Below are 12,438 nucleotides of genomic sequence, written 5' to 3'. Positions count from 1 at the left end.
GGGTGGATTAATTAACCTCAATAACCTTTTTTGGAGGTTCCTTTTCAATAACATCTTCCTTTTTCAATAATTTTACTTTTAAGATGCCGTTTTTGTAGGAGGCTTTAACATCTTGTTCTAAGTCAACACTAGTTGGGAGAACCATTGATCTTTTAAACGATTTGTAGCTAAACTCTTTTCTAGAATAATCGTTATCCTCTTTTTCTTCCTCAGCTTCCTTTTCAGCACAAACCTGAAGCACGTCTTCTTCAATAGTAACTTCAAAATCCTTTTTGTTAAATCCAGGAGCAGCTAGTTCTATTTCAAAATCTTCTTCATGCTCTTTTACATTCATAGCTGGCATCAGGCTATCACTTTCAAAAAAGTCATCTTCAAAGATGTCGTCAAACCTTGACAGGCTATTTAATTCATCAAAATCAGAAGGGAATAGCCTTCTTCCCCAAGGTCTCAAAAGGTTGTTTCTCCAAGGTGTGAACAATCTGTTCTCTAAGGGAGACAACCCATTTCGTCTTCTTCGTTTACTTAACGTTGTCATGATATAATATTTTAGGTTAAACTTTATAAATACACTACAATATATCTAGAGTAACATATTTTAGCAATGATATATATCAGTGGTTTAGTAATGGCTTTGAGACCTATTTTACAATTAACTAGTAGATATTAGACCACTATTTGTTTAGTGTCCATAAGCTTTGGGATAACAACATTCCACCCTAAGGTTTCTTTTATTTTAACGCGAAAAGCATCCAGAGCATTAGGTTCTCCATGAACCAAAAACGTGGTTTCGGGAATATTTTTTATGTTACTGATCCAGTGTAACAGGTCATTTTGGTCAGCATGAGCCGAAAGGTTTTCTATATGTTTAATAGTTGCTTTTACAGGGTAATATTTTCCAAAAAGACGAATTTCATGAGTGCCTTCTTGTAATTGTCTACCTCGAGTACCTTCTGCTTGGTATCCTACTAGTAGTACTGTTGTAGATGGCTTGTTTATAAGTTGTTGCAGGTATGTAAGAACTCTGCCTCCTGTGACCATACCACTTCCAGCAATTATAATTTTAGATCTAGTGTCGTCAATAGTTTGCCATGTTTCTCTATAGGACTGATTAATATTAATATGATCACACATAGCATTATACTCAGTCATTGGTAATTTATGCCAACTCGGAAAGCGTTCAAAAATTTCTAAAACGTTATTTCCCATTGGGCTGTCTATAAATATGGGAATGTTTGGTATTCTGCGCTGTTTATAAAGTTTCCAAAGAACGTACATGAGTGTTTGTAATCGTTCTACTGCGAAACTAGGAATGATTAAGTTCCCTCTTTTATGAACGGTTTCCTTAATTAATTGCGAAAGGATGTTTTCTATGTCTTCATCTGGGTGCAGTTTACTTCCGTAGGTGCTTTCGATAAAAAGATAATCGGCCCATTTTGGTCTTTTAGGATTTTCCAGTAAATAATCGTTTGGTCTGCCAATATCCCCAGAAAACACAAATCGTTTTCCCCAAAGATTTAATTCAATGAAAGTTGCACCGATAATATGGCCAATGTATTGAAAGCGGTATGTTATATTTTTGGATAATGTAATCCACTTACCCTCAAGATCTGCTTTAAATAGCGCGATGGTTTTTTCTGCTTCGTATATATTATAAAACGGAAGTGCAGGATTATGTTTTGTGTATTTTTCTTCATTCGCTTTTTTCGCCTCCTCTTCATGTATTTTGGCACTATCTTTTAGAATAATTTCAGCAATAGCTAGGGTTGGCGCTGTACCTATTATTTTGCCTGTGAATCCTTGTTTTAATAATCTGGGTAAATACCCAACGTGGTCTAAATGCCCATGTGTGAGTAAAACGATATCTATGGTTTCAGCATTTATGGGAAGGTTTTCCCAGTTAAGTACTCTTAATTCCTTTAATCCTTGAAACAAACCACAGTCTATCAAAATTTTTTTTTCTGGGGTTTCAATTAAGAATTTAGAACCTGTAACAATACCTGCGGCACCCAAAAAAGTAATGTTCACCATTGGTTTCATATCTTTTACACGTTGCAAAGCAAATTAATTTCATTGAGAATTTTTTTCTTTCTGGTTTCAGAGATTCCCAGATGATCTAAATAGAAATAATCTCCAATTAAAGATCTGCACAATACAATATCTCTACTTAATAAAAATTGTTTCTCTCTATTGTTTAATAATGTAGATACAGTAATCGGATATAAACCCAAGCGATCGATACGATCTTTTAACCCGTTATTTTTAGGATAATCCCAACTCAACAAATATAGATTTGCGCAAGTGCCATATTGTATGGCATCTTTGGTAAAACGGGTATTGGTTACCAACCAACCATTTGTCAAGGTGTTTTTGTTTTTTTTGCTATTCCAATATGTTTTAATATCGTTGTAGCGCGAATTGATATACAGTGGAATTTTCACATTACAATTAAGCCCTTTTTCACTATGAAACTTGCATTCAATAACAGTTGTTACATTGTTTTTTTGTGCTATTATATCTATTTCATGAGAAACACATTTTCCTTGTAAGATACTACCAACCGAGGTTTTGTATCCTGAATACTCTAATACGGCACTAACAAAACGCTCAAAAGGAAATCCTGTTGGCCCTAACTCGTAAATAGCCTTTTTTAGTTTGTATTTTGATGCTAGATGTGAATTCTTCTTTTTGAGTAATGCAAAAGCCCTATTGTAAATTTCTTTTGTTGAAATGCCATGATACAGTTCGTCTTTTACCTTAGAAATTATATGATTTACTGTTTGATCGTCAGTACCAACACGTTTTAAAGAAGCCTTTAATTTGTTTAATGAAAACTTTGCTTTTTCACCTGATGATTTAATAATATCAATTGTATCAATTTCCATATTTACTCGTATTGAAAAAACAAAAGCTGGATTTTTTAGTGATTAAAACTAGCCAGTCTTATCGTCTTTTATTTTATAAAATGCTTTTACCCAGGCTATAACTTGATTGTTGGTCATGCTATCAGCCTTAACCACATCTTTTACTTTAGAGCTTAAATCTTTATAATTCAATGTTAATTCTTTATAAAATTTTTCAGCAGTCTCAGCAGGACCGAAAAGAATAATATCATCTGAATCTCTAATTTCAGAAGCTAAATTTTTGAAATAATCTCTTAATTGATTCTTTTCTCGCTCTAAATATTTACTATCCTGTAATACATCTTGTGGACCTCCTTTAAATCGGGTTCCAGAACCACCATGTGGGCGAAAGCTCTCAATGTTTGATGTTATGGTATTCATACTTGTTTCTCCATTAATGAGCCTAACTACGATGGCTTTTTTCTTATCTAGCCAAATACCAGTTCTTTTTGTCTTTTTTTGTTTAAAGAGCATAATAAGTTGTTTTTCAGTTTTTCCAATCATGCATCACTAGTATGGGTACTCTAGAATTACTCCCTATTGTTTTTACCAATGGATGCGTTAAAATACTACCAAAAAAAGCATGCTTTTTATTTATAAATGCAATCATATTGCTATCTCTACTTTCAACGAAGCATTTAATGGCAGTGGGTATATCCATTTTGCTTAGAGTATGAAATGTATAGGGTACGTCCTTAAAGTATTCTTGTAAAAGCGCTTTATTGCCTGTTTGCTTTTTACTCAACGTATCCTTTGTTGAAATGTGCAAAACACGAATGGTGGCACCACAGCTTTTTGTCAAGTTAATTAAATGGTTTAGTTCCCGTTTTTTAAAAGGCGTTTTAAAACCCGTAGGGAAAACAATTTCCTTTGGTAGAAAGTGTTCAGCTAATTCGGGTACAACAATAACAGGGCAATTTCTAATTTTCTCCATAACTTCAACAGCTATACTACCAAATACTTTTGCTCTAGATCTTGTTTTGCCTTTCGTGCCCATAACAATCATGTCTATATCCTTTTCATCAACTGTAGTTTTTATGGCTTCTACTACGGTATTATGAATTGAAACAGGTTTAAAATGATGTTTTGATTTATGATAATCTTTTAAGGTTAACTTGTCTAAAATTTTTGCTAGACCGTTTTCAGATTCTAACTTGGCAGTTTCATACAATTCACTTTCTGGTTCCATAAACATTAAGTTTTCCATAAGGTTACTTGCCCCAGAAAACACATTAAGAATATAGAAATCACAGGTTTCATTTTTATATATTTTTAGGGCATAACTTATGGCTTGCCACGCATTTTTTGAAAAATCTGTAGGTAATAATATTTTGCGTTTCATAAGTTTAGAAGTTGATTGGATATATAAATTTATCTTTATGGTTAAGAGATGCAATGATCAATATCAGTTGCATATTAATCCGGAATTACTAAAAACGGAATTATTGGCTTAAACCCTAATTTTTTTATTACAGGTTCATTTATAATACTTTCCACAAAGCTATGTTCATACCTTACCATGGCGAGTATATTAATATCTAATTCTTCGATAAAATCATTAATGCTTTGGGATTTTTTAGCATAATTTGGCACCCAATGAAATGAAAATTCATAATTAGACAGGTAGTTTTGCAACATTGTAAGGTGTTGTTCTTGTATATCGCTAAGTTTCTTTTCAACATCTATATGCAATATCCTAATTTTAGAATTGTACAAATCTGCTAGATGCTTTAAAGGCTCTATTTCATCTGCTTCGTAAGATCGATTAAAATCTGTGGGAAATGCTATTTGTTTTGGTTTTACAAAATCAAATTCATCTGGTACAATTAAAACTGGGCAATCTTTTATAGATTTTATGACATTTATGGTATTGCTTCCAAAGAAAACCTCCTTAGCACGTGTAGTACCTTTTGTGCCCATGACTATTAAATCTATGTTCTTTTCTCTTATAATGGTTTTAATAGCATGCCTTATGTCTTGTGAACTCAAAATAGTTTGAAAATCATGATTCGCATTCGCATTGCTACTTTCAGCTAAAACTTTTAAATCTGAAAGTTCTTTCATGGCATTTTCCTCCATTGTTTTTAACAACCTATTGGATAAATTTGACATTACTGATACTTTGATATATGTAGAGTTTAAGAAATAAAACGTACACTCCTCATTGGCATAAAGTTTTAAGGCATATACGGTTGCGCTCCATGCGTTATCTGAAAAATCTGTAGGTAGTAAGATATTTAATTTCATGGTATTAAGTTTTATAGGTTTTTGATGGAATTACCAAAAAGGGAATGTTTAAATGAAACCCAATTTGGTTTATGGTATTCTTGAAAAAAAGATTTTCAAAAAACGAATGTTTATTATTAATCATAACCAATAAGTTAATTTTAGACTTCAATTGAAAATTATTAATGGCTTCTTGAACCGTTTGCCCACTTACATTATGAAACAACAGTGACGTTTTTTTGAAATAAACTTCTAGTTTTTGTTTGCTCTTTTTTTGAGCTTCAGATAGCTCATAACCATAAGTAGCATGTAAAATATTAACTCTAGTATTGAAAAGTGAGGTAATACTGATAATAGGTTTTATATGATGGTCTTTATAGTCAATTTTATAGTCAGTTGGAAACAATATATCATGAGGTTTTTCAAAACTAAAGCCATCAGGGATTGCCATTATCGGGCATTTTATATTTTTAAAGGCATGTACTGTATTAGAGCCAAATAAAATTTCTTTGGCTCCAGTTGCACCTTTAGTGCCCATTACCAAATAATCAATATTTTTGTCCTCTACAATGTCTTTCATTTCTGAAATTAATGAGTTAAAAGAGGCTATGGTTTCTATATTATGCTTTGGGTTTTTAAATGTGTTCGATATTTTGTTTTTAAAATCGCTTAATTGTTTTAATGAGTTTTCTTTAATGGCATCTCCCAAACCAAACTGAGCTGGTTCCATCAAAATATATTCTACATGATAAATTTCTGGTATGTAGGTGTTTAATAAGAAGAATGTGCATTCACTGTCTTTAAAAAGCTTTGAGGCATATGCAATGGCGTTCCATGAGTTTTCTGAAAAATCGGTGGGCAGAAGAATATTTTTCATAACTATTTCATATTAAATTAAAATTGATTTCGTCTCATATTTTGAAGCACTAAAAATGGAATATCTAGATATAAACTCAGTTCATCAATGGTAGGTTTAAATAATAAAGATTCTAGAAATGATTGTCTTGTGTTTACCATTACTAGCATATCTATGTAATTCTCTTTTATGTATTTGTAGATTGAATTGATAATATTTCTGCTCTTTACTATTTTAAAATTAATGCTGTTTTTGCATAACTCTTCCTTGATAAAAGCTTTGTTATCTTCTTGTCTTCTTGATAATTTTTCACTTTTTGAGACGTAAAGCATATCAATTACAGCTCTGTATGGCGATACCATTTCGCATAATAATTTTAGTTCCCTTCTTTTGTAAGGAATAATATAATTTGTGGGGAAGAGTATATGTTTAGGTTGGGTGTATTTATAGTTTGCAGGGATAGCCAACACGGGACATTGTACATACTTTAAAACTTGAAGGGTGTTAGTGCCAAAGATTCTTTTTTTACTATTGGTTATGCCTTTGGTGCCCATGATTATGATGTCAATATTATGTTTAATAACAACTTTGTCGGCTTCATCTATAAGCAAATTGTTAGTTGAAACCAATTTGTAGTTATGCCTGGGATTAGGTGAGAAAGCTTTTATTTTTGATAGGGTAGAGCTCAATTTTTTTAATGAAGCTTCACTGGCCTGCATTGTTACCTTTTCTACTGATTCTTTATCTAGAAGTACTTTGTCAGCGTAAATATCGTCTTGGTAAGTGTGCATAATATAAAAATCACTTCTTTCGTATTTAAAAAGTTCTACAGCAAACTCAATAGCATTCATTGCATTTTCTGAAAAGTCGGTAGGAATTAATATTTTTCTCATTGCTTTAAGTGTTCTTAATAAAAATAAACACTACTAGATGCTGGCACAATGATATTTATCAGATTGGTAGTTCGTTTTTTAAATATTATATATAGCAGACTAGGGAATACTATATATGTTAGTATTCCCTAGTTTACTTACAAACCTTTATGTAAATTGATTAATAGTCACGATAAAAAACAGGAACAGGAAGTAGATACCTCCTGTTCCATTTTTGAAATACTCGAGTTTATTAGTCTGCTCTTTAATTACTAATATCCCTAATGAAAGTTCTATTACATCTTTCTGCTGACCAATAGCTCCAAATATTTCTAAAATCGAGGTTAAACACCTAGTGTTAAACATCGATTTTTCAAGAAACAAAAGGTTTTAAGCTCCTGTTTCTCCAATGTAATCAATGTTATTATCTACTGTTGGTTTTCTACAATATGCATTTATTACTAAAGGCGATATCTGGGTTTTCCTGCTAAATAATAACTTCAAATACATTGTTTCGGCATTATTGTTTTGCAACGACAATACCTAGATTTTTAATAGAAGTATTTAAAAGAACGTTTTCTAATATGACGCTAATGTACATTACCAAATACTTATATGAAATGATATATATCAGTTTCAATGAAAATTATATTAGCACTATTCCATAAGCCATGTTTAATAAAAACAGCCCTATAAAAAAGAGCAACATATAAATAAGTTGAACCAGTTTTACATTTATAAAAGTTAAAAATGCGATGGTACGTTTTGGAAAAACAAATAATAATAATCCAATAAACAGTGAAATCCATCCAATTGCTGTGATAATAAATTTCCAATTAGCTTCCCAAATATTGTGAAATAATATATTTAGTAGCCCTACAATAATGGCTACAAATGATGTGGTCAATAGGAATTTTTCATCATTCAAATCATTAAAAATCTGTTTGATACGTTTTGGGTTTAGACTTAAGATTAAAAAGAAAATAATAAGGTACCATCCCCAAAATTTTGCTAAGAACATAGAACTATTCATAAGGTTGTATTTTTTCGTGTAATACTAAAAATGGTATTTCCGTATGATAACTTATTTCCTCTACTTTTGAATGAAATAATATTTGCTGAAAATAATTTATGTTTTTTGCCACCATACAAATCATATTTATATCTCTACTTTCCACAAAGCATTGTATGGCATCTTCAACTTTTTTGTTGGTCAAGAAATGAAAACTGATTTTAAAATCACTAAAATAATCTTCCAATAATTCTTTGCCTTTATGTTCTTCGGTACTTAAATCTACCTTCCTTTTATTGATATGTAGAATGCGTAATGCTGATTGGTGTTTTTCTATAATTTTAGAAAGTGGATCAAGTAGTTGTATATCATATGAAACAAAAAAATCTGTTGGAAATGCTATTTCTTCAAGTTTTAAAAGCTTAGCTTCCTCAGGAATTACCAAGGTAGTACACTTTACTTTGGTAATTACATTTGCCGTATTGCTGCCTAAAATTATTTTTTTTAATCCACTTGCTCCCTTAGTGCCCATTACAATTACATCAATTTTTTTTTCATCAACATGTTTTCTTATGGATTCTATAAAAAAATTATAGTCATGTAGTGAATAGAAACGGTGGTTTTTGTTTACAGGTAGCGAGGTACTTATTCGTTTTACAATTTTGCGTAGTTTAAGTTTTGCAGGTTTAGTAAAAACATCTTCAATAACCTCTTGTGTAGTTATATAAGGAGCGTCATTTATTACAGTTCCACTCAGGTTACTTATATGTAACAAGTAAAAGTTGCAGGATTCTAATTCAAAGAAGTTAATAGCGTACCTAATTGCGTTCCATGAATTTTCAGAAAAGTCTGTTGGTAGTAATATATTTTTCATTTAACAGCATTTTACAGGCACTAATGTATATTGTCCATATGTTAAATGAAATGATATTCATCATTTTTAGATTATCTATAAAAACTTGATTTATATTAAGTTATTTTTTTTAAACTTTCTATATCAATTACTTTTATATTTCTGCCATCAGCTTTAATTATGCCCTGTTTTTTAAATATAGTTAATGCTCTAATAAGGGTTTCAGGAGCGATACCGGCAACACTTGCTAAGTCGTTTCTGGAAATTTTTATATAATCATCAGGCTTACGGTTTATTTTTTCTGCAAATTTTAAAATGGTGGCTGCGGTTTTTTTGTTAACCGAGCTATAGGCCATTTGTACTAGCTCCTCTTTTATTGTAGATAGATTATCAGCCATTAATTCTATAAGTTCAATAGCCACTTTATGGTTTTGATTTAATATGTTTTTAAAATCTTCAATAGAAATTCCTACCAGTTTTGTGTCGGCAATGGCAGTGGCTGTTTCATTATAAGGTGTTATTTTTGTGAAGGAATTATAACCAAACAAATCGTCTTCTTTATATAAAGCGGTTACTAGTTCTTTGCCCAATTCATTTATTTGATAGCATTTTACGGTACCTTTATTAACTAAGTATATATAATTTGAATGATCACCTTCGCGGTAAATAACATCTTCATTTTTAAAAGTAAATTCTGTGCCGTAATCGTCAAAAAAGTTTTTTAGATCGTTAAGCGTTTTTATCTCATCTTCGTCTTGTAGGGCACTGTTATTTTGATTGTTCCTTAAATCGTGCAGAATAGCTGCTTTAGCTATCCTACTCTCAATTGCACTGATGAGTTCGTCTTCAGAAAACGGTTTTGTAATATAATCGTCAGCACCTAAATCCATGCCTTTTCTAATATCACAATGTTCTGTTTTGGCAGATAAAAATATGAAAGGAATGTGTTTGGTTAGTTTGCTTTTTGAGAGTATTTTAAGTGCACCATAGCCATCTAACTCTGGCATCATAATATCGCAAACTATAACATCGGGTTGATGCCTTTTGGCTAGGGAAACACCAGTTTTTCCATTAGAAGCTGTAATTACTTTATATTTTGCAAGTTCCAAGAGTTCTGCGGTATTTTCTCTTAAAACGATATCATCTTCTATAAGTAAAACAGTTCTCATAAACTTAATACGTTTAGTCAGCGGTATTGGGGATTTTAATTATAAAAGTAGTACCTACATTTTCAACACTTTCAAAGCTTATGGTGCCTCCAAGGTTTTCAATATGGTTTTTAGCAATGTTTAAACCAATTCCTGTCCCTTGGGTGTTTAAAACATTTTCAGCTCTAAAATACCGTTCAAAAATGCTTTTTTGGTCCGATTTAGGAATCCCAATACCTTCATCTTTTATTGTAAATACTGTATACTCATGATTTTGCCTAATATGAATATCTATTACTGTGTTTTCCGGTGAATATTTTATGGCATTATGCAATAAATTAGAGAGTACTAGTTGCATGATTTTTTCATCTTGAAATAGAGATAAGTCATCGATATTCTCTGGGTATTTTATTTTTTGCCCTTCTTTCAAAAGCATGTTGGCATTATACACCACCTCATTAAGCACCTTGCTAAGTTTAAAATTACTGAACTTATAATTTACCTTGCCAGTTTCTAATTTTTCAATAGATAGAAAATCATTTAAGATGTTGTTTAAAAAATGAACTTTATCTGTAATGGTTTTTATGTGTTTATCCCGTTTTTCCTGTTGATCACTTAAGGTATATTTACCAAGTAGCTGGCTAGATGTTAAAATACCACTTAAAGGGGTTTTAAATTCGTGCGATACTAATGACAAAAATTTAGTTTTTAAATCATTAAGCTCTTTTTCTTTATCAAGAGCTATTTTAAGTTGTTTGGTGCGCTCTTCTACCTTTTTTTCAAGATTATCGGTATACGTTTTCCTCTCTGTAATATCTAAAATAATGGCAACAAAAACATCTTTTTCACCTATGCTAGAAAGTTGCATATGCACCTCTACTGGATAGATAGTACCGTCTTTTCGCTGATGTACGGTTTCAAACTCAATTTTCCCTACATTTCTTTTAAGTAAAACATCTACAGTTTTTCTAAATTCAGATTCATCGTCATTTGGTTTTATATCTAGAGGCGTCATTTTTTTCAATTCCTCAAGACTGTAACCAATATTTTTTTGGCCTCCAAAATTTACGTTTATAAATTTTAGTGTTTTTGCATCAAACACATAAATTTCATTTAACGATTCATCAAAAATAGAGGCTAAATGGTGTCGTTCCTCTTCGGCTCTTTTTCTTAAAGTAACATCGTTTTGAATGCCAATAAAATTTGTTAGGGTGCCATTATCGTTTATAATAGGAAAAACATAAAGATCATTCCAAAACATGGTGCCATCTTTCTTATAATTTCTTAAGGTGGCTTGACAGCTTTCCCCTTTTTTTATCGCTGCTCTTAACCTTCTAAGAGGTTTCTGGTTTTTGTCTTTACCTTGTAAAAACCTACAGTTATGATTGAGGATTTCCGCTTCTGAATACCCAGTAAGTTTTTGAAAAGCAGCGTTAAAAAATATGATTGGATTATCATGTTTTAGGGCGTCAGTTATGATGATTCCATTATTGGCAGATTGCAATGCCTTTGTTCGAAGCATTAGGTCTTTTTCAATCTCTTTTTTCTCTGAAATGTCTTTTATCAGTGCCATAACATAGGTTCTGTTATAGATGCTAAAAGGATTTAGTTCAACCTCAACAGGAATAATTTCTCCACTTTTTTTCAAGGCAAAAATATCAATAGCCTTACCCATTTTGCGGCGTTTACCTCTTTTTATGAACTCTTCAAAATATTTTGAGTGACTCTCATGGTAATTTGAAGGAATAAGCATGCTTAAATCCTTACCAACCAAAGTACCCTCGGCATATTCAAAAACATGTTCAGCAAAAGTATTCATCTCCATAATCTTTTGATGATTGTCAACAATAATAACTGCTTCAGAAACAGATTCTAAAAGGATGTTGAATATTTCCTGATCTTGTTGAAACATAAAAAGAATGGTTTATAAAAGCACATTAAATTTAAGAAAAATTAGTGATTTTTTTTGTGTAATTGACTGATTTATATCATGTGTAGATTCCTTTAGATAGAGTAATTTTAATAAAATGTAACTTTAGTTAAAGTGATGATAAAAAAAAAGAAGACATTTAAATTTTATCAAAGTCTTGGTAAGTTATTCTATGCTATTGCAGCAGCAGATAAAAAGGTGCACTCAATAGAGTTTGATAAGCTAAAGGAAATGGTGAAAAAGCAGTGGTTGTCTGTCGATTCAATAGAAGATGAATTTGAAACTGATGCTGCTTTCCAAATAGAAATTGTTTTTGATTGGTTAAACAAAGAAGAAAACTTAAACGCTGAGGCTTGTTATAATGCTTTTGTAAATTACAAAAACGAACAGCCTCATTTGTTTACAAGTGATATAAAACACTTAATATTAAAAACTGGAAGTAATATCGCTTATGCTTTCTCAGGAGTAAACAAGTCTGAATTAATTATGCTTGCTAAACTGGATTTAGAACTAAAAAAGTAAATGGACATAAAAGATAGTTTTAATGCGATTTAATACTGGTAAGCTTGTCTTAATTGATTTCCTTGTAGGTTGGTGTGACCTGTGAAGACTGTTTGCGCCAATTTTGAAAGACGTAAAAG

The 12,438-nt window shown here is 31.4% G+C and carries 15 protein-coding genes; 1 reads left to right on the top strand and 14 read right to left on the bottom strand.

All coding sequences use genetic code 11. The annotated features are described in order from the left end of the window. Window positions 1-7 precede the first annotated feature (7 nt). The 14 genes from EYD45_RS06935 to EYD45_RS06875 all read right to left on the bottom strand — a co-directional run bounded on the left by EYD45_RS06935 (window position 8) and on the right by EYD45_RS06875 (window position 11,779). The gene (locus tag EYD45_RS06935) at window positions 8-535 is read right to left on the bottom strand and encodes an Hsp20/alpha crystallin family protein (protein ID WP_130963816.1); all 528 of its coding nucleotides are present in this window, start codon (window positions 533-535) and stop codon (window positions 8-10) included. A gap of 128 nt (window positions 536-663) precedes the next feature. Further along, window positions 664-2,037, bottom strand: coding sequence for an MBL fold metallo-hydrolase RNA specificity domain-containing protein (locus EYD45_RS06930; RefSeq protein WP_130963950.1), 1,374 nt, complete (start codon window positions 2,035-2,037; stop codon window positions 664-666). Between the two features lie 5 nt (window positions 2,038-2,042). Then, the gene (locus EYD45_RS06925) at window positions 2,043-2,882 is read right to left on the bottom strand and encodes an ATP cone domain-containing protein (protein WP_130963815.1); all 840 of its coding nucleotides are present in this window, start codon (window positions 2,880-2,882) and stop codon (window positions 2,043-2,045) included. A gap of 48 nt (window positions 2,883-2,930) precedes the next feature. Next, window positions 2,931-3,374, bottom strand: coding sequence for a hypothetical protein (locus tag EYD45_RS06920; protein ID WP_130963814.1), 444 nt, complete (start codon window positions 3,372-3,374; stop codon window positions 2,931-2,933). Between the two features lie 13 nt (window positions 3,375-3,387). Beyond that, window positions 3,388-4,242, bottom strand: coding sequence for a universal stress protein (locus EYD45_RS06915; protein WP_130963813.1), 855 nt, complete (start codon window positions 4,240-4,242; stop codon window positions 3,388-3,390). 74 nt (window positions 4,243-4,316) lie between these two features. Beyond that, the gene (locus tag EYD45_RS06910) at window positions 4,317-5,147 is read right to left on the bottom strand and encodes a universal stress protein (RefSeq protein ID WP_130963812.1); all 831 of its coding nucleotides are present in this window, start codon (window positions 5,145-5,147) and stop codon (window positions 4,317-4,319) included. 4 nt (window positions 5,148-5,151) lie between these two features. Beyond that, a complete protein-coding gene (locus EYD45_RS06905; protein ID WP_130963811.1) occupies window positions 5,152-6,003 on the bottom strand; it encodes a universal stress protein in 852 nt (283 codons plus the stop codon). 17 nt (window positions 6,004-6,020) lie between these two features. Next, window positions 6,021-6,875: a universal stress protein gene (locus tag EYD45_RS06900; RefSeq protein ID WP_130963810.1), complete on the bottom strand. Its 855-nt coding sequence runs from the start codon at window positions 6,873-6,875 to the stop codon at window positions 6,021-6,023. A 147-nt stretch (window positions 6,876-7,022) separates the two neighbouring features. After that, on the bottom strand, window positions 7,023-7,220 hold the full coding sequence (locus EYD45_RS06895; protein WP_130963809.1) for a hypothetical protein: 198 nt from the start codon (window positions 7,218-7,220) through the stop codon (window positions 7,023-7,025). Window positions 7,221-7,244: 24 nt separating this feature from the next. Further along, window positions 7,245-7,394 (bottom strand): hypothetical protein, encoded by a 150-nt coding sequence (locus tag EYD45_RS16725; protein ID WP_165453896.1) that lies wholly within the window; start codon window positions 7,392-7,394, stop codon window positions 7,245-7,247. Window positions 7,395-7,500: 106 nt separating this feature from the next. Further along, window positions 7,501-7,887 (bottom strand): hypothetical protein, encoded by a 387-nt coding sequence (locus tag EYD45_RS06890; protein ID WP_130963808.1) that lies wholly within the window; start codon window positions 7,885-7,887, stop codon window positions 7,501-7,503. Then, window positions 7,880-8,740 (bottom strand): universal stress protein, encoded by an 861-nt coding sequence (locus EYD45_RS06885; RefSeq protein WP_130963807.1) that lies wholly within the window; start codon window positions 8,738-8,740, stop codon window positions 7,880-7,882. Before EYD45_RS06885 ends, EYD45_RS06890 begins: the two co-directional genes overlap by 8 nt. A 95-nt stretch (window positions 8,741-8,835) precedes the next feature. Next, on the bottom strand, window positions 8,836-9,888 hold the full coding sequence (locus EYD45_RS06880; protein ID WP_130963806.1) for a response regulator: 1,053 nt from the start codon (window positions 9,886-9,888) through the stop codon (window positions 8,836-8,838). 13 nt (window positions 9,889-9,901) lie between these two features. Next, window positions 9,902-11,779, bottom strand: a complete 1,878-nt coding sequence (locus tag EYD45_RS06875; RefSeq protein ID WP_130963805.1) for a sensor histidine kinase — start codon at window positions 11,777-11,779, stop codon at window positions 9,902-9,904. A 135-nt stretch (window positions 11,780-11,914) separates the two neighbouring features. Between EYD45_RS06875 and EYD45_RS06870 the strand changes: the two genes are divergently transcribed. After that, window positions 11,915-12,319: a hypothetical protein gene (locus EYD45_RS06870; RefSeq protein ID WP_130963949.1), complete on the top strand. Its 405-nt coding sequence runs from the start codon at window positions 11,915-11,917 to the stop codon at window positions 12,317-12,319. Window positions 12,320-12,438: the final 119 nt, after the last annotated feature.

The sequence above is a fragment of the Hyunsoonleella flava genome, assembly GCF_004310325.1.
Taxonomy (GTDB): Bacteria; Bacteroidota; Bacteroidia; order Flavobacteriales; family Flavobacteriaceae; genus Jejuia; species Jejuia flava.
Note: the sequence above shows the minus strand (reverse complement) of the source record. Positions and strands in the feature narration are given on the sequence as shown.